Genomic DNA, 20,346 nt, shown 5'->3' on the forward strand with positions numbered 1-20,346 from the left:
TATCCATATTTCACTTTAAAAAAGAGTAAATGCTTAACTTTATAACCAACTTATAATATTTTCAGAAATGTCCCTTCTATTAGATTTTAGATTACTTCTACTTGAGTATCCAACAGATATAACGGCCATTAACTGTAATTCATCTGAAACTCCCAATAATTCTCGTACTTTATCTTCATTTTTTAATATTTCTCCAATCCAACAAGTACCTAACCCTAGTCCATGAGCAGCAAGTAGCATATTTTGTATTGCAGCTCCAATTGATTGAGCATGTTTCAAGTAAATACTTGGAACCTTATCGTCTAGAACTTTAGTGTCTAGAAAAACTGCTATCAAGCAAGGGGCAGTCTCTACCCAATTATGGTATACAGTAAGAGACGCTACTTTTTTTATTAGTTCCTTATTATTCATTACTACAGAGAATCTCCATGGTTGCATATTATTACCAGATGGAGCCCAATTAGCTGCAGTTAACATCTGCATGATAGCATCTTTACTCACTTCTTCTGAAGTATATGATCGGACACTTCTACGATTTAATATACATGGCATTGCTGAATTCATCTTTCCTTTCTCCATTTATACTCCTCCATTAGTTAGTCCTATTTTATTATTTTGACTTTATTAATGGTAATTATATCATAATTTGCGTGATAAAAAATCCAAAATCTTTGTATTCATTTCATGATGAAAATTCTCACGATTAAAACCAGATGGATCTTGAGAAGGAAGAAATTCCACCTTAGTCATGGATTTTGGAAACGGACTTAAAAATGAGAAATGTCCAGCATTTTTCACACTTCTGTATATAATCTTCTTGTTATCATGAACTCCATCCAAAATAATTTGAGCATGAAAATTGGGGGTATATTCATCTTTTTCCGCAGTAAACATTAATATAGGAATATTAACTCCATTCAGCGCTTCTTTCTCCATAAACCAAACTGATGCCGGAGCCAACAAAACCAGTGCTTTAACTCTATTATCATGCATTACACTGATTGGCTGAGGTTGTCCTTCTGGCCACTCATGAGGGAATGAAGTTGGCAAGCCTCCTGCCACTGCTAACGCTGTATACCCACCCATAGAATGTCCTATTATAGAAACAGAATCAGGTTTTAATAACTCCCCAAATTTTTTGCTATCGAAAAACCAATCGATAGCAGTACAAAGATGACGTGGTCTATTAATTAAGTTTTTTACAGTCCCCTCCAATGAGTTGTTGTTCCTATTATTAAATGGGTGCTCAAGCATTCCGACTATAAAACCATTGCAAGCCAAATGATGAGCAAGCGTTCGATATAGCAAATGTCCCCCACCGCTGCCGTGAGATATTAATATTAAAGGGAATACACCTTCTTTGGGCTCGGAATTTATTGAGACATTCATGCTGTATGGCCCCACGTTTTCTGTTTTTCCAGGAGTGCATGTCGGATACATGATAGCCATCGGAAATGCTACGCCCATGTAATCATCAATAAGCTCAACCTCACAGTAACCAACAAAAGTATCCATTTTTTCCTCCATCAAAGTTTTCATATTTATTTCTTTCCCTTCCAATTCACATCATTCATCATGTCGCCTATTTTTATATTCCTCCTGCGGGATTTACTCCACCTTCAATTACCAACTTATTAATTACACCATTTAATTCTATAGGAGCTATTCCTTTGACACTAATCCCATATATTGATCCTACAGGTTTAACGCTAAGCCCAATTGCGGAAAGAGTCGTTATAATACCTTTTACGAGTGACTGGCCAGTACCCCGACATGAAGAACGCATGGTTAAAAATCGTAATTAAAATAATCCTTAACAAAATTAGCCATAGGGTTTTTGTCATTTTTTCTTCCAATAACATCTAAATCTTTATCATAAAAATACAAATATGCTATACTTTTTTTCCTTTCAGATGTTCCAATCATACCAAAGGATTTTGGGAATTGTGTATTTCCTTTTCCATTTACATTTCCAGCTACAACTTTAAAAGTATAACTATTTATTGAAAACTCATGTTCAGGAATAATATATTTACTTTCATCACCATTAAAGGCGATTTTTTAATCTAAAAAAATATATTTTTTTGCTAATTTATCTTTTTCGCTTTTATATGTTTTATCATCATATTTCACAACTAAAACAACTGAGTTAGATTCAAATACAATCATTGATCTATAAGTATATTTGTATTCGATATTCTGATATTTAGGTAAATCATCAAGAGTGGGCATAATGTCTTTTGCATTTGAATCAATTGAAGTGCCACTGTTAAGGTAATATTTAATATTTGACCTTGACTTGCTATAGACAGTAATGCAAAGAATAAAAGTAAGCAATATAATAATTAAATATTTTTTCCCCATTTAAAATCTCTTCCCCCAATAAGCTATCCTTACTTTGTACTGTCTTACGATTCTGAATTACTTATCGGTCATTATACCATATTTTTCAAGATAATTCATTAAGACTAATTAAAGTTTAATAATGCGCTGTCTTTATAAATTGTTCGTCTTTTCAAGAGTATTTTTTATCATTATATTTAACCCCCACCAGTTCCAGACGGATTAATATACCAATATTTTAATTTACCAAAATACTTATATTTACTATCAACGTCATATGAATCTGGACCAATAGCAGGATTTCTACAAATGTACATAGTACCATATTGTGAGTCAGGAATTGCTCTTTCAGAAATTTCTGTTTTAAATGCCTTTACAAAATAACCTTGAAAGAACAAGTCAGTTCTTATAACTCTTTCAACTGTTGAATGAGTAAAAATATCAAATCCAATATTAAATACTATAAAAACAATAGATATTACTATAATTATAGTACCTTTCTTTTTCAATTTTTAATTCCCCCCATATGTAAATTAATTATTCATACATCTTAGAAAATGGATCATACTCATCAAATAAAAGTATATCTACCCTGTAAATCATATTTTTTCTCCTTTTTCTTCACAATACAAGACATACTATCATTTAAATTCTATAGGATTATGGTTAATAAACGATGTATCTCTAACCTAATTTATCGGATATGTTTAGGCATTAATTATATCAATCCTCTATTTAATATAAACTTTATAAAGTTTATATAATGAGTCATCCCCCGATAGTATCTCTTTTTTATTTGTCTGTACAATAATCATTGTAGCAAATAATCTATAATTTAATATATTATAATTATAGAGGTGATATAATTTATTGTGAAAGCATAAGCAGGTTAGGAAGAAATGTTGATGATCTTAGGTAAACATATGATTATTTCAAAAACAAAGGTGTTACAGTTAATTTTGTTAAATAAGGGATAAATACTTGTGGTGTCAGTTATAAGTTTATACTAACTATATTAGGTGCAGTAGCAGAGATGGAGTGTAAAAATATCGTTGAGAGGGCTCAACAATAGGTTGAAAGATGCATTGAAACTAAGAACCACTAAAAATGAAGTGTGCCCCAAATGCGCTTCGCCTCAACCAGTACCCCACCAATATTCCCGTCGAGGTGTTTTTTATGCTATAAATTAGTAACAGAGGAATTAGGTCATTATTGTTTTACATTTTTACATTATGAATAGATTTGGATTCAGAAGTTAAGCTGCAAAGAACAAGCAGCTTAACTTTTATTTTTATGACTAAAAGATAAAGCTGCTCAATTTTTTAAACAAATTATAGAACGAAACCGCTGCAGTTACTATGGGAGGTAATTATCATTGTGAAACCACTTAATATTACTTTCAATTATAGAGAGTGGACTTTTAAGTACAGTACAACTTATTAAGTCGGCCAGTTCATCTGGAGATAGATTAATATCTGATTGAATCCAGTGTATTATCATGGCAAGATTACCATTAATAAGACTCTCAATAACATATTCTTTTTTTAACAATTCTTTATTTTTTGCTGTCATAAGTACAGAATGGAATCTCTGAGTAAAATTATTTCTCATCATCTTTTTGAAAGACTCTCTAAAATAGAGATGACTATGAGGGCTAGTGAGAATTTTAAACAATTTTTTGTTTTCAACTATATAATTAAGTATAGGTTTAAAAAATTGAGCAAATTCGTTGGTTTTTTCTGAATAATAAAAATGATGAAATTCTCTACTAAGTTTAGCAATTGCGTCTAATTGCTCATTTTCAATTGATGTAAGAAGATCATTTAAATCAATATAGTGAAGATAAAAGGTGCCACGATTTATTCCGGCAGATTCAGTCAAAGTTTTGATATAAATCTGTCCAAGTGGTTTTATATCATATAAATCCAGAAAGGCCTTTATAATTTTTTGACGAGTTCGACGTATTTTTGTAGAATCGATATTAGTATTCATTTTTACCTCCATTAATATTTTTTTTGCAAATTCAACATATTCAAAATTTGTGTTCATTGATTATGAAAACTTTCATAATATAATATAAGCATAAAACAACACGGTGTTGTTTTCAATTTAATTTATAATAAATGGAGGTAAAAAGTTATGGATACAGCAAAAAATTTATCCTATTCAGTTACAGCTTATATTGGTGAGGAATGCTTGACTGATCAAGATATTCAGAAAATGGAATTAGTGAGATCTCGAAGAGCGCTTACTTTTTTGAAGAACAAAATTGGCAGTGAAAAGATTATAAACTTAATAGAGGAAGAACTTAACGAAGCTACTATTCAAACGGAAAAATGGACTGATGAATCAAATGGAGAATGGAAGTCTGGATCTGTCCTACTAGAAATGCCTAAAGTGAGAGCAGAACAATTCCATAAATGGTTCATGTGTTTGGTGAAAAACGAGAGTAAATTACTAGGTACCGCTCATCCTGATCACTATCGTAATCGCGTTTTGCCGGATGGACGAGCAGAGGTAATTGAGAACCTTGGAGAATTCGAATATCCATGGCATATTTTCCTAAATCTAACTGAAATTGATTCAACAATACCAATTCCAGCTGATAAAGACTACCCATATGGTTTTGTTGCAATTATAAAAAATAAAAACGGAAAATTGGTTAGCTATGCATTACATGAATTACGCGACTACAAAGACGGAATGCAGGCAAAATTAACTATAATTTTACCAAAAGCTGCACCAGATACTCTTATACATGGGCATTTGAATCACTTCTCTATTGAATTTAGAAATTGGTATATTGCCATGTCCGAAGAATAGAAGACATTATCATTATTGTTATAATAAAGCGACTTCTGATTTAGTAGTTTATTTTGGGTTACATTACAATTGACTGATAATGGAATTATTAACGATATGGAAATACATATTGAATTATAACCGTACTAGATAAGTTTAAACAAATTTTATAATAATTATCCTATAACTGTATAAACTATAGATACATAAATATCCTCTCTCCACATTGGAATTTTATTATAGCAATAAATAGTCCTACATTCTTTTAATCAAGAGTGTAGGACTTGTTAGTTTTACAATAATATGAAATATACGCATTAACTCAATCACACATTATGCTCATTTTGCTCAGTCAGACAAAATTGGAATTTAACGTGTTTTTCTAAATTATTGCTTCTACGTTCTTTCGATTTTTGCTTTTTCGAATTTCAAGGCTTCAGCTATGGCATTGCCTTCGTTAAGCTCGCAAAGTTCAATTTCATTATTAATGGCTTCTAGCATTTCCGATTTGCTAATCATACGGTAATCATGTTCTAGTTCATCGTCACCAAGACCAACTGGAAAAGTATAATCCATATAATACTTGTTATCCTTTGTAATACCATATATAGTTGACTCAATAGGTCCAAAGCAAAGCTTAATTATTATATCCCTGTTACCTTCTTTATCTGTGCTATTAGCTGGCATACAATGACAAATATTTCCGATATATATTTGATTCATGTGGCACCTCTCAAATTACTATTTATCCGCGGATTATATAAATAATCTTTACTTCACAGTTAATTAGAATTGTTATTTAATTCACATGAAAATTATACCACAATATCTATATATCTTCATCACTTTGCAGAAAACATAGGTATTTTTAACACCGCATTGTTCAATTTTCAAAGACCATTGTTCGTATTTCCATTTTCAGCAGTTACGTCGCAAATTATTCAAGTTGCGAATTAACTAAAAATATTTGCAGCATTTTTATTTAGGATTTTTAGCTTTTCTTTCAAAATTAACTGCCAGTTATTTCAGATTCTATAATTAAAGAATATTTTATTAGTTTAATGTAAAAATTATGATTGTCTAAAAAATAATAAGTGGAGGTTATTATCATGAATACAGTACGTGCAAAAGAAATTGCTTCATCAACAATTATGGCTGATGTAACACATAATGGAACACGAATTTACATCGAAAGTGTAAACGACAATGAAGGGACTGCTAAAATACATCCTCTAAACAACCCTAAAAGTGAACAAGAGGTCTCTTTAACTGACCTAATGGAACATTAAATAACAAGGCAACTATTTTCATAAAAAATGGTTGCCTTGTATTATGTAAAAATATATGATTTGGTAGTATTTAAGCAATCCAATTGCTGCTTTAATTCGAATTTTTTCATCCTTTGAATCAAGTGCTCTTACTAAGACATCTATTGCTTTTTCGATTAATGATACCATTTAAAATCAAATAGCATATATTGAATTAGAAACCCAATAGCTACAAAGTTAATAGAAGGTGATACTAAATGAAACTCAATCCACCCAAATTAATAATGAACCTACTATCATTAGTCTACTGCAATGTTCTCTTTAAAATAATCTATAGAAACAATTCACCGCTGCCCAAGCATTCTTTAAAGTTTGACACATCAGGAAAATTTAAAATTGTTCAGTTCGCTGATATTCAGGATGGTCCTGATACGGATCCACGAACTCTTGAGCTCATGAACAGAATTTTGGACAAAGAAAAACCTAATCTTGTGGTTTTAACAGGAGATAACATCGATGAAAAGTGTAAAACAACAGAGGATGTTAAAAAGGCAATAACTAATATTGCAGGACCTATGGAAGCGAGAAATATTCCGTGGGCTATTGTGTTTGGGAATCATGATGATGAGCATTTAGTGATGAACAAAGAAGAGATGATGAATTTTTACATGACCTTTAATTATAACATCAGCCAAATTGGCTTTAAGACAGGAAACAGAATAGGAAACTATAATTTACTGATACAAGGGACATCCTCACAGGCTCCTGAATTTAATATTTATTTGCTAGATTCAGGGAAATATTGTACCTCAGGAACCTATGACTATATAACCTGCACGGAAATTTGCTGGTATAAAACTATAGCAAAGAAACTTAAAAAGCAGTATAAAAAGGTAATACCTGCTATAATGTTTTTTCATATACCGCTTCAGGAATTCTATACTGCATATCAAAACGGCTATGTCGATGGCCTACGACTTGAGCCTGAAGGTGCCTCTTTAATCAATACCGGCATGTTCCATACTATTGTCAACACAGGTGATGTTAAGGGCATTTTTGTTGGTCATGATCATAGCAACACCTACACGGCTATCCTTGACGGTGTATTGCTTGGTTACGCGGGAAACGCAGGCTATGCAACTTATGGTAATCCTAAACTGCAAAGGGGTGCTCGTGTTTTTGAGATAAATGAAAGCAACCCTTCAGTTATTAATACTCACATGATATTCTCAGGTGATGTTGGTTTGAATTAATTTAACTTGTCCCTGGTTTATGAGGAAGCAGATTCAATTTTTGAATTGCCCACTCCGCCATTTCTCTTACCTTTGCATTACTATCGTTACAGGCATAAAAAATATATTCCCTATACTGTTCCTTATAATCATTGACCATTGCGTTAATGGCATTAGTCTTCCATCTCCAAACATTATGTTTTTCTATATACCAAAACTTAGGTTGCATTACATTCTCTAAAAATGTATAGTCCATTTTAAGGATTTTTTCTAGGGATATATGCTTACTTAATTCAGATAAACCAGGGAATTCTTCTGTAGCATTCCAAGCTCCTTTGTTCATGGGGCAAACATTTTGACAAACATCGCAGCCAAAGACCCAACCACCCATCTCTTCATTAAATTTTTCATGTGGTAAATCCCAACCTTCCCAGGTGGTAAGACAAGAAACACATGAGGAGCGGTTCATAGTATAAGGCTCAGATAAAGAAGATGTTGGACAGGATTTAATACACAGATTGCATTTTTCAGGACATTCCTTCAATTTTGGTATCTCAACAGATTCCAACTCTTTATCTATGAGCCATGCTTCTAAATACACCCATGAACCGGAGTCCGTATAGAAGAAATTATTTTTACGTATTATTCCAAGTCCAGCTTTTAATGCGGCCCAGCGCAACGCAGTAATTCCAAATTTTCTTTCGGTAGCGGTTTTAATCCCCAGTTCTTGCATATATGCTTCAAATTTCAAACTGTCTTGAAAATCTTCGGAGTTCTCATCTCTTCTACTATCTACTAAATAATATTTAGCAATCAAACCTTCCAAGTGGTCAGGAATATGATATTTTCCGTATTGTCTTGCACAGATAACTATTGATTTTGCCCAAGGATATGTATCTTGCAAGTGGGCAAAACGATAAAATCCTTCGTAATATGGCTTAGTAGCTGGAATACGCTCAATTCTTTCATTAAGTTTTTCCTCATAGCCGGACATATCAGATATTTTAATAATGCCGCACTTTTCATATCCCATACTAAGTGCTGTATTTTTTATTTGTTCTCCCAATGAATTCATTTCATATACACCCCTTCCATAAACTTATACTATCAAACAACTATATATTTGTAAAATTGATATATTCGAATTGACAATTCATTTTTATCAATATATTATTTTAATATAGAGATTGGAGTGAAACAAATGGATATTAGACACTTTAAAACATTTAAAAGTATTATAGAAGAAGGTAATTTTTCAAATGCCGCAATGAAACTGGGATACACTCAGTCTACTGTTACATCTCAAATTCAACAATTAGAACAGGAGCTCTCAATCAAACTATTTGAAAAAATCGGCCGTAATATGGTGTTAACGTCCTTAGGAAAAGAATTGATACCTTATGCAAATGAATTACTTGATACGGTAAAAAAAATAGAGAGTATCGGTAAGTATGGTGATAAGATTACAGGAGAATTGAAGATTGCAGTTCCAGAATCATTGATGTCTTATAAATTACAAAAGGTGCTCGGCTTATTTAAAGAAAAAGCTCCTAATGTAAAGCTTTCTATCATTACACTTAATTGTTTTGCTATAAGAAATATCTTATCAATGGGTGAAGTAGACATTGGTTTAATGTACGATGTTGGAACTCAAAATGATAATTTGACTACTATTCAGCTGGCAGATTTCAACTTAGCTTTAGTATGTTCACCTTTATTTCAGCAAGATAAATTAGATCTTTGCAAACCAAACCAAGAAATAAATACAAGCCTTATTATTAATGAAGTTGAATCTATTTATCGAAAAATACTTGAAAATTACTTTCATGACAACAATATAAAATTAAATAACACAATTGAACTTTGGAGTATTGAATCCATAAAAAAATGTGTTGCAAGTAATTTAGGAATCTCTTTCTTGCCTCGTTTTACAGTAGAAGAAGAACTTGAAAGTGGTAAGTTGAAAGAACTTAAGGTAGGATGCTCTGATAGCAAGATTACAGCAATATGCGCTTATCATAAGAACAAATGGATTAGTCCTGCAATGTCGTTGTTTATGGAGTTAGTGAGAGATAACTTTAATATTGGTGACAATTTTTAATACATAATATTGGGTTATGAAGCCATTGTTAGTAAGATAAATTTACACACTGTTTTGAATACAGCTATACTGACCGGTGACTCAATGGAAATTTTATTTATACTTAATAAAAAGATTAGGGAAAGTCTGTCTTAGTAAATGTATTAATTTTACCCATAACCTCACCCTTTGTAAATATTGCACTATTACTGATTAGCCATGATCAGCATATTATGGGTTTTTATAAGCATAGTTTAAGGAGAGGCCTTACTGTATCTCTCCTTTCATTCTTATTTTTTACACTTCCAATTCTGCCTCTAATTCATCAACCTTTTTTGAAATATAACTTTTAAAATCCTGATCATGGACAAAGACAAGATTTGATTTTATAAGAAAAATTGATGAACGGACTGCAGATTCTGCCAGAATATGAGCTTGCTTTACATCCGATGCTGATGTTCCACATCCATGTTTATCGACAACCTTTATAATATTAATTAACTCTACAATATTATTAGCCATACTTAAAGGTACTTCTATAGCTATTTTAAAATTATCTTGTAATTCCTTTTGTTTAATTTCTTTTTCAACTTCTGTATCTGCCTTCATTAAATAGGAATCTATTACTTTCTTAAAGGCTTTTGTATCTTTATCAATATCATTGAGAAAAATTTCCCTATAGGAGGAACATTCTTCAGCTATTTCTTTCATTTTAGCTGAAATATTCTGATATTCAGGTTTTCTTGAGGTAAGGTTAGCAGCCATTTCAGTTAATGCTGCTGCAGAAGCTGCGCTCAATGCGGCTATACTTCCTGCAGCTGGAGTTAATGGTTTAGAAGCTATATTCTCTAAGAAAGAATTAATTGATTTATCACTTAACATTTAATCACCTACTTTTACAAAATAATATGTAAGAAGCAAAATGTTATATTTTATGTAATTAGTATACCCACGGAAAACTTTTTTAGAGAAAAATCACTTTTTCTCTGGTAATTAATTTAACTTCATATTGTACTAAACTTGTAATTTAAATCATATCATTATGTAAACAAGCTCCTTTAAATGAATGTATTTTAAAATTATAGTGTTTTTCACTTTATAGGTGGTGCGTTAAAAATGATAGATAAATTGGCTTTACAGCTTACCTCCCTAATTTGTACCGAAGCCTACAACAATACTAAAGACAGAGCAAGGATACAGTATGGCTTAAGTGTAATTTTAAGTGAAGGATTTAAAATTGTTTTTCTAATACTGTTTTTTAATATAATACATAGACAAAATTTTTTCTATTTTTCCTTACTCATACTGATATCAACTAGAGTATTTGCTGGTGGAGTACACTTAAAGGGAGCCTTAAATTGTTTACTTCTAACAGCTCTGCTGCTTATCTTCACAAGTGTGCTGGCACCATTGGTTCCTAGACTACCGACAGTATATTATGGGCTTATTGGCATAGTTAGTTTTGCTATAGTTTTAGTTAGGGCTCCAATATGTAGTGTAAGGAGACCTATAAAAGAGAATAAAAAAAAGCTACAGTATAAAATTGCAGCAGCTCTGTCTGTAGCTTTATGGACTATTATTTTATTATTTTTACAAAGCGCTCCATATGTAAACTGCGGCTTCAGCACTATATTAATACAAAGCGTACAGCTTGTGCTGACTAAAAAGCCGAAGCTATAAATTTTTTAATAAACTTACAAAATAAGGAGTTCATCATTATGAAAAAATTACTTAAAAATCTAAAGGGAAAAGGCATGTTATGCGCACTTTGCCTCTCTGTATTGCAGCCTCATTTAGGATATTCTTTATGGGAACGATTATAAATTTCTCCTTGATTTCCGTAGCAGCAACCTGTTCCCTGCTGTCCGATAGCAAAAGCTTTGTTATTCCTTGGATGTTTTCCTTATTATAAGGCTTTAATATATAATCATAACAGTGAACATTCTTAAAGGCTGAAAGCATATACTCCTTGTAAATTGTCACAAATATTATCCAGTTTAGTCTATATCTTTCTATTTTTCTTATTTCAAGAGCAAATTTAAGACCTGATTCATTTTTTAAATTAATATCAACATAGAAAAGATCAATCATCTTTTGCTGGGCTATTTTAAAAGCCTCTGTAGCATTGGTGGTTTCATATATTTGATACATGTCGCCTGATTGTTTTATAATCTCTGACAGGGTTTTCAACTGAATACAATCGTCTTCTAAAATTAATATATTGTACATATAGTTATCATGCCCCTTTGTATTAATTTATTCTTAATTAAATATTCTATATTCATTTAGAAACGCCTTCCTAAACTTGAATAATTTATTTAACTGAGTTAAATATTTACATAAATTAATAACAAAAATTGGAGCTTTTATGCAATGTTCAATATGTTCTAAAAGAATATGTGCTACAATTAAGCTACAAAGATATATTTTTTTCTAAATTCTATTCAAGAAGTGAGCGGATTGCACCTATCCATATATTTATAAAAGGAGTGTGGTCTTGTGAATCTAAATTTTATTATTACTATTCTATGTATTACAATGCTGGGAATTGTTGCTATGCTGCTTGGTTTTTGCTATAAACAGGAAATAATGAAAGCGTTGTTTCAATCAAAAACAACTTTAAAAAAAGACGAGCTTTCCTCTGAAGTCACATTAAGTATTGACAAAAAAGAATGCAATAAGTAGCTCTGCCAAGCTTCCTATTGCACCTAAACACAATTATTTCTAATGCCATAAGCAAATTGCACAGTTCCGCAATCCACTCACTCAAACATTATATCACAAATTTTGGAAACAAATCAATAGATAATTAAAAATTATTTCATCTTTAGGTGTCCCATATTAACCTGTGCCTCAACTAACATGCTTTTGGGATGGGTACTGATTATATGCAGTGCAATGAAAAAATAATTGCCAGGCAACGAGGCTATCCAGTTATTTAACTGTTGATAGCCTTGTTCTTGGCAATTTCTCATTAAAACCACCGTTACTTGATTAATTAAAAATCAAAATTATCTGGATCAGGTCCTACTCTCAAATCTTGATTTAAAGAATTTATCTTCTCTACTTCTTCATTAGTTAATTCAAAATCAAATATCTGTGAATTTTCTATTATTCTGCCCTCGTTTGTGGACTTAGGAATAGTTATCACTCCATTTTGCATATCCCAACGTAAAATAATTTGAGCAATAGATTTATTATGATTATGGGCAATTTCCTTCAATATTTCATTATCAAGTAATTTACCAACCATAAGTGGTGACCATGCTTCAACTTGAATATCATTTTGTTTACAGAATGCTCTAACCTTCCCCTGTGTTAAACGTGGATGAAATTCTATTTGGTTTATCATTGGCTTAATCTCTGCATCCTTCATTAAATTTTCAAGATGATGTACTTGAAAGTTACTTACTCCTATTGCTTTTACACGGCCTTGTTTATATAAATACTCCAATGCTCTCCAAGCATCTTTATACTTACCTTCTACAGGCCAATGTATAAGATATAAATCTAAATAATCAAGTCCAAGTTTCTTTAAACTTGTTTCATAAGCCTTTATTGTGGATTCGTATCCCAAATCAGCATTCCAAACCTTAGATGTTATAAATAGATCTTCCCTTGAAATACCTGCTGCCTTTATTCCTTCAGCTATTCCCTTTCCCATACTTATTTCATTATCATAAATAGCTGCTCCATCTATGCTTCTATAACCATTTTTTATTGCAGTCTTTACTGCATCAACTAAATTTTGGCTATCCTCTACTCTAAAAACACCAAGCCCTAGCCATGGCATTTTTACACCATTGTTTAAAGTTACTGTATTTGTTAAATTGTTTATCATATTATTTCTCTCCTTATAATACCTTTAACTTCAAAGCTTATCTTATAAAGTTGGTAAATATTTTATCTTCTCTTTCATTTTCTTTTACATTATTTTTACCTGAATCAATAACCTTCAATAACCATGCCATATTCTTTCCTAGAACACTCATAATTTGCATTCCTTCTTCATCTTGTATAGCTTCTCCAGGTGTTGTACCATGAATTACATTCCAGTAATTTGATGTTGGCATCATCATCTCTGAATAATTGATATAGTTATTCAGCTGTTCAAATGTTGGAACACCACCGGATCTTCTTACTGCCACCACACTAGCCCCTACCTTATGTCTAAGCATTCCATTATTAACAGATGTAACTAAAAATGCACGATCCAAAAATGATTTCATCGTTCCTGGTATAGCTGAATAATGTACAGGGGAACCTAGAATAATTCCATCAGCTTCCTTCATCTTTTGAATCCAATCATTAACCTCATCATTCTGTATAACACATCTTTCGTTCATGTTTCTACTGCATCCCCCGCAATCCATACATCCGCGTATTATCTTATTTCCAACATGAACAATCTCTACCTCTATATTCTCTTTCTCTAACTCTGCTGCTACAGCCTTTATTGCCTCATAAGTATTTCCATTCTTTTTAGGGCTTCCATTAAAAGCAACTACTTTCATATATATACCTCCATACAATTTATTTTCAAACATGTGTTTATTATATGGTTCAATAATACAAGTGACAAGTACGTACTTTTTCGTTAGATTACTTACCTTTAAGTAAGATTTACCGTAATATCTACAGACAGACATAAAAAATTTTTCTTGATAATAATATATATTTATTTTAATCTCTAGATTTGATATTATGAAGTTACTTGGTATATACTGTAATTCTAATGCATAGTTAATCAAGTTTTATCCGATGACTACCCGCTCTAATACTCCCTATGCACGGTGTGAAAGCGATTCGCACCAAATCAGAGATTTGGGCTCTCTGCTTTTCTCAAAGAGGGAGTAAAGAGCGGCTACGTCCCTGGATTCGTTCAACTAAGAATCAGATGAGGTTTGAAACCTCATCTGATTCAAGTTTCCACTTCATTAAATATAAAAGATTAAAGGTAGGTAATCAAATGATAAATTATAATGGTAGGCACTATGTATGTTTATTGGATTTTGCAATGGATTTTATCAGAGGTAAATGGAAGGCAGTTTTATTATGTCATTTATATGATGAACCTAAAAGATTTTTAGAGCTTCAACGAATAACTGAAGGAATAAGTCAAAAGGTATTAAATGAAAAGCTTAAAGAATTAGAAAATGAAGCTTTAATAAATAAGCAGATTTATCCTGAAATTCCACCAAAAGTTGAATATTACCTTACTGAAAAGGGAAAAGACCTTACTAAAATCATTAAAGAAATTGAGTCTTGGTCTATTAAATATTATTCTCACTTAGACAGTGGATGCAAATAATCTGATGTACTATATTGGACTAAAGATATTAATTAATTCATTAATTATTGACAACATAATGTAAACATAATAAACTTAAGCCCACCTGAATATAAGGTGGGCTTGCCTTTTGCTGATGCAATTTAATATTTTAGCTGTTTATGCCTCCGTTGTTTTTGGTAATAAAAGTACTATTTGAGCAGGTGTTTTGTTATACTTACTAGCTATATTAACTAGCGGATAAAAGTTTAGAATATATTTTGAAGCCTGATTACCAAGTGGACTCCATACAGCCACCTAAACCTATTTGTGGAATTTTCACATGATTATTGAGCTTGATAGTATTTTTATTACTATTTATCATTATATTGTCACTCCTCCCTCTGCATCTTTATCTGGAATACTATCTAAAAAGGCATTCGGTAATCTCTTTAAACCCATTTCTAATCGTTCAAACATTCTTTCTTTATCATAAGGTAACATTCCATGAACCGGAATAACATTTGAAGTATGCAAACCAAAAAATTCAGTTTCTACAGTTATACCTTTTATTAAATCGATGGTTTCAGTTTGAAATTGTACCCCTTGATACATAGAGCAAAATGTACACTTATTATGACTACAACCTACAGTTGCCTGTAATAATAATGATTCACTTTCAAAAGGGGGGCTGTAAACTTTTCCTGTATATTTCATAGTTTTCTCTCCTAACATAATTTATATTTATATAATAAATATTTATCTGTAATAAGCTTAAAAATATAGCATTATCAAAGATACATACATTATAGTCCGTAGTTCCGTAGGTGAAAAGTACGCACTTTTAAGTAAGATATATAATCTATATTTAATTGTAAAATAAAAAGAAAGTGTTTCAAAACTAAGTAATTAGTTGCGAAACACTCCTTTTTCTATTGATTATTGACCTGTAGCGGATTGAAAGTATCTTTGATTTTAAAATTGTCTTGTTAACTTTAAAATATCCTCTTAATTTTTCTTGATATGATTTACTATAAAATTCCCTCAAACCATAGGTCCGAGGGAACACAAAACACATCTTCATATAAGCAATAGCAAATTAACAAATAGCTTTGGTATTTACTCACATAATAGAGCAATACAAATTAGTAGATATCGCTTAACGCTGCAATGCCTCTGATTTTGTTTCCCATAACAAGCTCCAAAGACATCGAGAGAATAGCACCCTGGCTAAACCATAAAATTCTTTCAGGTTTGAAGGAAGATAACTATGCTTACAAGCACATAAATAAGCTGTTTCACCTTTCTCAAGTTCTACAGGGATTGGTGATTTCTGTACTATTATAGGTTTCTCCATATTTAATGTCATAAAATCAACACTATTCTTTAACATAGCCATAATTTTGAATGTAATAATCCATTCTTTTTTACTATTACATAGACCCTTTACCATATACTTGAGATTCACAATAGCATAAATACTTTAGTCGCTCTATCTTAAAATTAGAATTAACCAATATTACCGGCCAAGCTTTTATGTATGATATCATATTATTCTTCTCATCTATCCCTAGGTTATCCCAAGGTATTAAAGAAGGATGAGTTCTTTCCTTTTCGTCTATCTTATCACCATATTTCCAGCCTTCTTCTTTCTTTTGCAATGACCAACGTTTATGTTCATATTCAGCTAAAATCTCCAACTCTCTTTCTGTAAATTCAATTATTTCCGGTTTTTCTTTAACAGACATTATATCGTAATTTATTTTATGTAAGGCGTTAGGGATATATCTTACTCTATCACGAATAGAATTTTTAAATTCTTCATCAAGATCATCCCATGGCTGCATGCATGTTAAACCTGGCTTTAGAATATCTTTATAAATTTCTTTACGAGTATGATAAAGATCCATAGCAAGCTTCTCAATTTTCTCACTAAAAAATGCATCCTTCATAAGGAGACGTAAAAATTGTTCCGCATCAACATGAAGTGTTAACTGTTCCTTTGATGGCAGATGCGATTGCTCCCACTTTTTGGCTCCACTGAGCGAGCTCATTTCAAGTATTGCCTCCATAGATCTTGATTCATGTTTGTACTTTGTGATTTTAAGAAGTGCTCGTAATACACCATTGTCTATTTGAGCTTCACCCCTATCATTTATGAGATGAGGGGTTTTACGCTCCAGGAGTGAACGTAAAAGCATGGCCCTTCGAATGACAAATAATTGATCCCAATGTTCATCTGTTTGATTAGGCCCCAGGATATTCACATAGCCCCTTAGCCTGCTTATAAAATCTGGCCCCTTCCTACTTTGGAATTCTTTAAAAAAGAGCTTATATTCAGTTTCATCATTAATATCTTCTCCGCTGAATTCTTTAAAGGTACTGCTTGTGCCTCCTGCAAATACAAAAATCGCTTTGCCAATCGGGTGTACGGAGTCGCCTTCTCTGAACAAACCATCCTGCATAGGTGCTAAGAAATACTTCAGCCAGCCTAATCTTCCTTCAAAGTAGGAGTCAAATTCATCAAAAAATACAAGCGGAAGCTTTCCTCTCAGTGAAAAATCTCTTACTCTGTGAAAAGCTGCTATTAAATCTGAAAGCGACTGAAATTGAGATAAATTAAAATTTAATTTTTCAATCAATGCTGGTGCAATACTTGAAGCAACCTCCGAGACCCCAAAGGACTTTCCTGATCCTGGTGTTCCAAAAACAGCAATAGAAAGCGGTCGAACTACGCTTTTTGCTGAAACGTACTCTGAAATTAGATTTTTAATGCTTCTATACCCCTCAATTTCCGTTCTATCTACGGTTTTCAGATTGCGGAAAGTTGCTATAGGGATAAATTTAAGTGCACTTTTTTCACCATTCTTAACAATATCATAGGCTATTTCAGCTAAATTAGTTGAACTTTTATCTTTAATAATATACCAGCAGGCCTGACAGTTTGGATTATTTGTGTTTCGTATTGGTACCTCCTGTATGTGTTCTTTGAAAATAAAATCATTTTCGCTCTCAGTAAATATTGATGGGCTAGGAAAAGTGCTTTCAATAGCATCATCCCCAAAACCATAAATAAAGTATTTTTGGGCGGCAGCCATTCCTTCACGAATTCCTTCATCAATACTTCTGCTAAAACTCTCATTCTTAGCTATTGCCTGAGTAATAGACTTTGCTAAGCCTGCCACAAAGCAGGAGGTCAATCCATACATTTTACCTTGGTTTTCTTTGATGAATCCACCCTCAAACTCGTAGGTTAAAAAATATAAATGAGATTCTATGCCATCTTGCTTTTTATAATATATAGCACCCTCAAGCCCAAAAGGCACAATAAGATGTTGGCAGTTTGCGAGAAAGCAAAGGTTAGGATTATTATTCATTTGCCAAACAAAGTCTAATGCTGTTCTTTCCCATGAGAGACCTTTGCTTATATTAACACCCTTTGATCGCAGATCATCTCCATTTATAACTACTATTGTGTTTTCGATATGAAATTCTTCAATGTGCCTCCAAAGTAAGCTGGAGCAGTTTGGATTATTAGTTTTATATATTATTATTGGTAATTTATTATGAGATTTTAAAGCCAAAGGCCAGAATTCTTCATTAGTGTTAAAGCCATTATTTTCATCATCTAATATGACTAGATCAGCATTCTCATCGTCGTATTCAATTGGAAACTGTTTAGGTACACCTGTAATTGGACCTGTGAATCCCATAAACTGACTTACCCGATAGACTTTATGATTGCTTTTTTCCTCTGAGTCCACTGGAAAAAGATCTAATTCGACTGTAGAAAGAAGTGTTCCTTCATGTAGGCATCTCTCAATATTTTGTATCTTTGGTGAAAGTATTGTTGCACCAGTTGATAATGCTGCTAGTTTTGATAAAAGTATTGCATCACCTGCTTTAGAAACACTATGTACATGTGGATAGTACCTCCAACTCAGTCCCTTGGTACACTGTTCGTATGTTCTCCACTGCAATAAGTTAATACATACATCGCCTGACACTGCAATCTTTATTTCTCTATTATCCATAGTTCTAATTCCTTCTTTATATAATATTGAAAAGAGCCACCCGAACTTTATCGATCAGCTCTTCTATAAATTATTATTTCTTCATTTATTATTTATTATTCCTTCATTTATTATTATAGAAAATATTAGAGTGCCGAGAACCGAACCTCACATATAATTTATTTTTTCTTCAGTTAAACTAAATTGGTCAGCTGGTACAACCTTTCTCAAGGCCTCTGTTTTAATGTAATCACCACAAAAACACAATAAAAAGGCCATACCAGTTACCTCAACTGATATAGCCTTAACTTTTCTCCACTAAAGAATGATGCAAATCTTGTGTTTGCTCATATGTATGGTGGAGGCGAAGCACAACCTTTAAAACCCACCATAGATTATATATTCCTTAATGCTAGTTCATATATTATTTTAAATGCTTTCTTAAAAAGCTTAATGATTCTGATATTATTTCATGTGTTCTATTGTTATCATTAAATAAATCGAATCCATGCCCACCTGTAGAATGATTGTAAATATCAATATTTAAATTATTTTTTAATCCTTCTACAATAAACTTGTCAATTGATTCATTAATTATTGAGCTGTCAAGACCTGCTCTTGCAACAAATAAAGGAGGAATCTTACTCAAATTTTTATTTATAAGATTTATTGGTGAGTACTTCTCTAGCTCTTCATCCTGTATATTGAACTTAAGAAGCTCTCTTACGGATGTGAAATCTCCAAAACCATAATAAGCAATAACCCCTTTAATATAATTAAAGTAATCATGCATACCTGCGTATAAACCAAATGGAACACCGCCAGAAAAACACCAAATAGCGATTCTATCTTTATCTATACTTAGCTCATCAGCATTTTCTATTAAATAATTAATAACTACATCTATATCATTCGTAACTTCTTCAACACTAAACCCCTCGGATAAAACTTTATGATTAAAAGTTACTGCATTAAATCCATAAGCTGCTATTAATTTTCCATAAGTAACATATTGTCCAGTTTCCTTAAAATTTATAGACGCAGCTTCTCCATGTACTAAAATTACTACAGGCAACTTTTCTTTTTTACCATTACTAAAAGGACTGTATAAATCCATTAGCAATTCTTCCTTATTTATAGTCTTATACATTATATTTTTTTGTATATTCACATTTTCCATGTTGTCAATCTTGTATACTATCTCTTTCTTCAAAATTTCTTCAATACTTAACATACTATTTCTCCCTCAAATATAAAATTAAAAATATCAATATATTCCAGAGCATAAGTTAAATGTCGGCCATGGGTATTTGTAATTTTAAGTCCCTAAATCGTATTT

23 protein-coding genes and 1 pseudogene are annotated in these 20,346 nt (G+C 31.9%); 7 read left to right on the forward strand and 17 right to left on the reverse strand.

What is annotated here, in order from left to right; translation table 11 throughout:
* Positions 1-39 precede the first annotated feature (39 nt).
* From ACZ5N4_RS15115 to ACZ5N4_RS15140, 6 genes are all read right to left on the reverse strand, one after another.
* A complete protein-coding gene (locus ACZ5N4_RS15115; RefSeq protein ID WP_464203338.1) occupies positions 40-579 on the reverse strand; it encodes a nitroreductase family protein in 540 nt (179 codons plus the stop codon).
* A gap of 60 nt (positions 580-639) precedes the next feature.
* The gene (locus ACZ5N4_RS15120; RefSeq protein WP_464203339.1) at positions 640-1,560 is read right to left on the reverse strand and encodes an alpha/beta hydrolase family protein; all 921 of its coding nucleotides are present in this window, start codon (positions 1,558-1,560) and stop codon (positions 640-642) included.
* Positions 1,561-1,788: 228 nt separating this feature from the next.
* Positions 1,789-1,926 (reverse strand): hypothetical protein, encoded by a 138-nt coding sequence (locus ACZ5N4_RS15125; RefSeq protein ID WP_464203340.1) that lies wholly within the window; start codon positions 1,924-1,926, stop codon positions 1,789-1,791.
* 135 nt (positions 1,927-2,061) lie between these two features.
* Positions 2,062-2,364: a hypothetical protein gene (locus ACZ5N4_RS15130; protein ID WP_464203341.1), complete on the reverse strand. Its 303-nt coding sequence runs from the start codon at positions 2,362-2,364 to the stop codon at positions 2,062-2,064.
* A gap of 176 nt (positions 2,365-2,540) precedes the next feature.
* Positions 2,541-2,852, reverse strand: a complete 312-nt coding sequence (locus ACZ5N4_RS15135; protein ID WP_464203342.1) for a hypothetical protein — start codon at positions 2,850-2,852, stop codon at positions 2,541-2,543.
* A gap of 847 nt (positions 2,853-3,699) precedes the next feature.
* Positions 3,700-4,392, reverse strand: a complete 693-nt coding sequence (locus tag ACZ5N4_RS15140) for a TetR/AcrR family transcriptional regulator (protein WP_464203343.1) — start codon at positions 4,390-4,392, stop codon at positions 3,700-3,702.
* A 90-nt stretch (positions 4,393-4,482) separates the two neighbouring features.
* Between ACZ5N4_RS15140 and ACZ5N4_RS15145 the strand changes: the two genes are divergently transcribed.
* Positions 4,483-5,166 carry a hypothetical protein gene (locus ACZ5N4_RS15145; protein WP_464203344.1) on the forward strand — a complete coding sequence of 228 codons (684 nt, stop codon included), beginning with the start codon at positions 4,483-4,485 and terminating at the stop codon, positions 5,164-5,166.
* 375 nt (positions 5,167-5,541) lie between these two features.
* Here ACZ5N4_RS15145 and ACZ5N4_RS15150 read toward each other — a convergent pair whose 3' ends face one another.
* The gene (locus ACZ5N4_RS15150; protein ID WP_464203345.1) at positions 5,542-5,868 is read right to left on the reverse strand and encodes a hypothetical protein; all 327 of its coding nucleotides are present in this window, start codon (positions 5,866-5,868) and stop codon (positions 5,542-5,544) included.
* A gap of 386 nt (positions 5,869-6,254) precedes the next feature.
* On the opposite strand from ACZ5N4_RS15150, the gene ACZ5N4_RS15155 reads away from it, so the two are divergent.
* Complete coding sequence (locus ACZ5N4_RS15155) at positions 6,255-6,434, forward strand: H-type small acid-soluble spore protein (protein ID WP_464203346.1); 180 nt, start codon at positions 6,255-6,257, stop codon at positions 6,432-6,434.
* A gap of 374 nt (positions 6,435-6,808) precedes the next feature.
* Positions 6,809-7,666, forward strand: coding sequence for a metallophosphoesterase family protein (locus ACZ5N4_RS15160; RefSeq protein ID WP_464210960.1), 858 nt, complete (start codon positions 6,809-6,811; stop codon positions 7,664-7,666).
* Between the two features lies 1 nt (position 7,667).
* On the opposite strand, the gene ACZ5N4_RS15165 is transcribed toward ACZ5N4_RS15160, so the two are convergent.
* Positions 7,668-8,720 (reverse strand): epoxyqueuosine reductase, encoded by a 1,053-nt coding sequence (locus ACZ5N4_RS15165; protein ID WP_464203347.1) that lies wholly within the window; start codon positions 8,718-8,720, stop codon positions 7,668-7,670.
* Positions 8,721-8,846: 126 nt separating this feature from the next.
* On the opposite strand from ACZ5N4_RS15165, the gene ACZ5N4_RS15170 reads away from it, so the two are divergent.
* Positions 8,847-9,746: a LysR family transcriptional regulator gene (locus ACZ5N4_RS15170; protein WP_464203348.1), complete on the forward strand. Its 900-nt coding sequence runs from the start codon at positions 8,847-8,849 to the stop codon at positions 9,744-9,746.
* Between the two features lie 276 nt (positions 9,747-10,022).
* On the opposite strand, the gene ACZ5N4_RS15175 is transcribed toward ACZ5N4_RS15170, so the two are convergent.
* Positions 10,023-10,607: a cyclodeaminase/cyclohydrolase family protein gene (locus tag ACZ5N4_RS15175; protein ID WP_464203349.1), complete on the reverse strand. Its 585-nt coding sequence runs from the start codon at positions 10,605-10,607 to the stop codon at positions 10,023-10,025.
* A 234-nt stretch (positions 10,608-10,841) separates the two neighbouring features.
* On the opposite strand from ACZ5N4_RS15175, the gene ACZ5N4_RS15180 reads away from it, so the two are divergent.
* Positions 10,842-11,405 (forward strand): accessory gene regulator B family protein, encoded by a 564-nt coding sequence (locus ACZ5N4_RS15180; RefSeq protein ID WP_464203350.1) that lies wholly within the window; start codon positions 10,842-10,844, stop codon positions 11,403-11,405.
* A 51-nt stretch (positions 11,406-11,456) separates the two neighbouring features.
* On the opposite strand, the gene ACZ5N4_RS15185 is transcribed toward ACZ5N4_RS15180, so the two are convergent.
* Positions 11,457-11,954, reverse strand: a complete 498-nt coding sequence (locus tag ACZ5N4_RS15185; RefSeq protein ID WP_464203351.1) for a LytR/AlgR family response regulator transcription factor — start codon at positions 11,952-11,954, stop codon at positions 11,457-11,459.
* 270 nt (positions 11,955-12,224) lie between these two features.
* Here ACZ5N4_RS15185 and ACZ5N4_RS15190 point away from each other — a divergent pair, with 270 nt between their 5' ends.
* Positions 12,225-12,410 carry a hypothetical protein gene (locus ACZ5N4_RS15190; RefSeq protein ID WP_211142733.1) on the forward strand — a complete coding sequence of 62 codons (186 nt, stop codon included), beginning with the start codon at positions 12,225-12,227 and terminating at the stop codon, positions 12,408-12,410.
* A gap of 131 nt (positions 12,411-12,541) precedes the next feature.
* Here the strand turns inward: ACZ5N4_RS15190 and ACZ5N4_RS15195 are convergent, their stop codons facing one another.
* From ACZ5N4_RS15195 to ACZ5N4_RS15205, 3 genes are read right to left on the reverse strand one after another with little or no spacing between them, the layout of a single operon-like run.
* Complete coding sequence (locus ACZ5N4_RS15195) at positions 12,542-12,700, reverse strand: hypothetical protein (RefSeq protein WP_464203352.1); 159 nt, start codon at positions 12,698-12,700, stop codon at positions 12,542-12,544.
* A 23-nt stretch (positions 12,701-12,723) separates the two neighbouring features.
* Positions 12,724-13,566, reverse strand: a complete 843-nt coding sequence (locus ACZ5N4_RS15200; protein WP_464203353.1) for an aldo/keto reductase — start codon at positions 13,564-13,566, stop codon at positions 12,724-12,726.
* Between the two features lie 37 nt (positions 13,567-13,603).
* Positions 13,604-14,239: a flavodoxin family protein gene (locus ACZ5N4_RS15205; protein ID WP_464203354.1), complete on the reverse strand. Its 636-nt coding sequence runs from the start codon at positions 14,237-14,239 to the stop codon at positions 13,604-13,606.
* A 455-nt stretch (positions 14,240-14,694) separates the two neighbouring features.
* Between ACZ5N4_RS15205 and ACZ5N4_RS15210 the strand changes: the two genes are divergently transcribed.
* A complete protein-coding gene (locus ACZ5N4_RS15210; RefSeq protein ID WP_464203355.1) occupies positions 14,695-15,036 on the forward strand; it encodes a winged helix-turn-helix transcriptional regulator in 342 nt (113 codons plus the stop codon).
* A gap of 563 nt (positions 15,037-15,599) precedes the next feature.
* Here the strand turns inward: ACZ5N4_RS15210 and ACZ5N4_RS15215 are convergent.
* The 4 genes and pseudogenes from ACZ5N4_RS15215 to ACZ5N4_RS15230 form a co-directional block, all read right to left on the reverse strand.
* A pseudogene (locus ACZ5N4_RS15215) lies at positions 15,600-15,711 on the reverse strand (radical SAM protein); the annotation flags it as partial.
* Positions 15,712-16,153: 442 nt separating this feature from the next.
* Complete coding sequence (locus ACZ5N4_RS15220) at positions 16,154-16,447, reverse strand: hypothetical protein (protein ID WP_464203356.1); 294 nt, start codon at positions 16,445-16,447, stop codon at positions 16,154-16,156.
* A complete protein-coding gene (locus ACZ5N4_RS15225) occupies positions 16,428-19,028 on the reverse strand; it encodes a RyR domain-containing protein (RefSeq protein ID WP_464203357.1) in 2,601 nt (866 codons plus the stop codon). The genes ACZ5N4_RS15220 and ACZ5N4_RS15225 overlap by 20 nt, the downstream gene beginning before the upstream one ends.
* Positions 19,029-19,431: 403 nt before the next feature.
* A complete protein-coding gene (locus ACZ5N4_RS15230; RefSeq protein ID WP_464203358.1) occupies positions 19,432-20,241 on the reverse strand; it encodes an alpha/beta hydrolase family protein in 810 nt (269 codons plus the stop codon).
* Positions 20,242-20,346: the final 105 nt, after the last annotated feature.

The organism is Clostridium nitrophenolicum (assembly GCF_055391695.1).

Coding starts and splice junctions, on each gene's coding strand:
- ACZ5N4_RS15115 (WP_464203338.1), bottom strand. CDS start 579: ATGGAGAAAGGAAAGATGAATTCAGCAATGCCATGTATATTAAATCGT.
- ACZ5N4_RS15125 (WP_464203340.1), bottom strand. CDS start 1,926: ATGATTGGAACATCTGAAAGGAAAAAAAGTATAGCATATTTGTATTTT.
- ACZ5N4_RS15130 (WP_464203341.1), bottom strand. CDS start 2,364: ATGGGGAAAAAATATTTAATTATTATATTGCTTACTTTTATTCTTTGC.
- ACZ5N4_RS15140 (WP_464203343.1), bottom strand. CDS start 4,392: ATGAACACAAATTTTGAATATGTTGAATTTGCAAAAAAAATATTAATG.
- ACZ5N4_RS15145 (WP_464203344.1), top strand. CDS start 4,483: ATGGATACAGCAAAAAATTTATCCTATTCAGTTACAGCTTATATTGGT.
- ACZ5N4_RS15150 (WP_464203345.1), bottom strand. CDS start 5,868: ATGAATCAAATATATATCGGAAATATTTGTCATTGTATGCCAGCTAAT.
- ACZ5N4_RS15155 (WP_464203346.1), top strand. CDS start 6,255: ATGAATACAGTACGTGCAAAAGAAATTGCTTCATCAACAATTATGGCT.
- ACZ5N4_RS15165 (WP_464203347.1), bottom strand. CDS start 8,720: ATGAATTCATTGGGAGAACAAATAAAAAATACAGCACTTAGTATGGGA.
- ACZ5N4_RS15170 (WP_464203348.1), top strand. CDS start 8,847: ATGGATATTAGACACTTTAAAACATTTAAAAGTATTATAGAAGAAGGT.
- ACZ5N4_RS15175 (WP_464203349.1), bottom strand. CDS start 10,607: ATGTTAAGTGATAAATCAATTAATTCTTTCTTAGAGAATATAGCTTCT.
- ACZ5N4_RS15180 (WP_464203350.1), top strand. CDS start 10,842: ATGATAGATAAATTGGCTTTACAGCTTACCTCCCTAATTTGTACCGAA.
- ACZ5N4_RS15185 (WP_464203351.1), bottom strand. CDS start 11,954: ATGTACAATATATTAATTTTAGAAGACGATTGTATTCAGTTGAAAACC.
- ACZ5N4_RS15195 (WP_464203352.1), bottom strand. CDS start 12,700: ATGAGAAATTGCCAAGAACAAGGCTATCAACAGTTAAATAACTGGATA.
- ACZ5N4_RS15200 (WP_464203353.1), bottom strand. CDS start 13,566: ATGATAAACAATTTAACAAATACAGTAACTTTAAACAATGGTGTAAAA.
- ACZ5N4_RS15205 (WP_464203354.1), bottom strand. CDS start 14,239: ATGAAAGTAGTTGCTTTTAATGGAAGCCCTAAAAAGAATGGAAATACT.
- ACZ5N4_RS15210 (WP_464203355.1), top strand. CDS start 14,695: ATGATAAATTATAATGGTAGGCACTATGTATGTTTATTGGATTTTGCA.
- ACZ5N4_RS15220 (WP_464203356.1), bottom strand. CDS start 16,447: ATGGTAAAGGGTCTATGTAATAGTAAAAAAGAATGGATTATTACATTC.
- ACZ5N4_RS15225 (WP_464203357.1), bottom strand. CDS start 19,028: ATGGATAATAGAGAAATAAAGATTGCAGTGTCAGGCGATGTATGTATT.
- ACZ5N4_RS15230 (WP_464203358.1), bottom strand. CDS start 20,241: ATGTTAAGTATTGAAGAAATTTTGAAGAAAGAGATAGTATACAAGATT.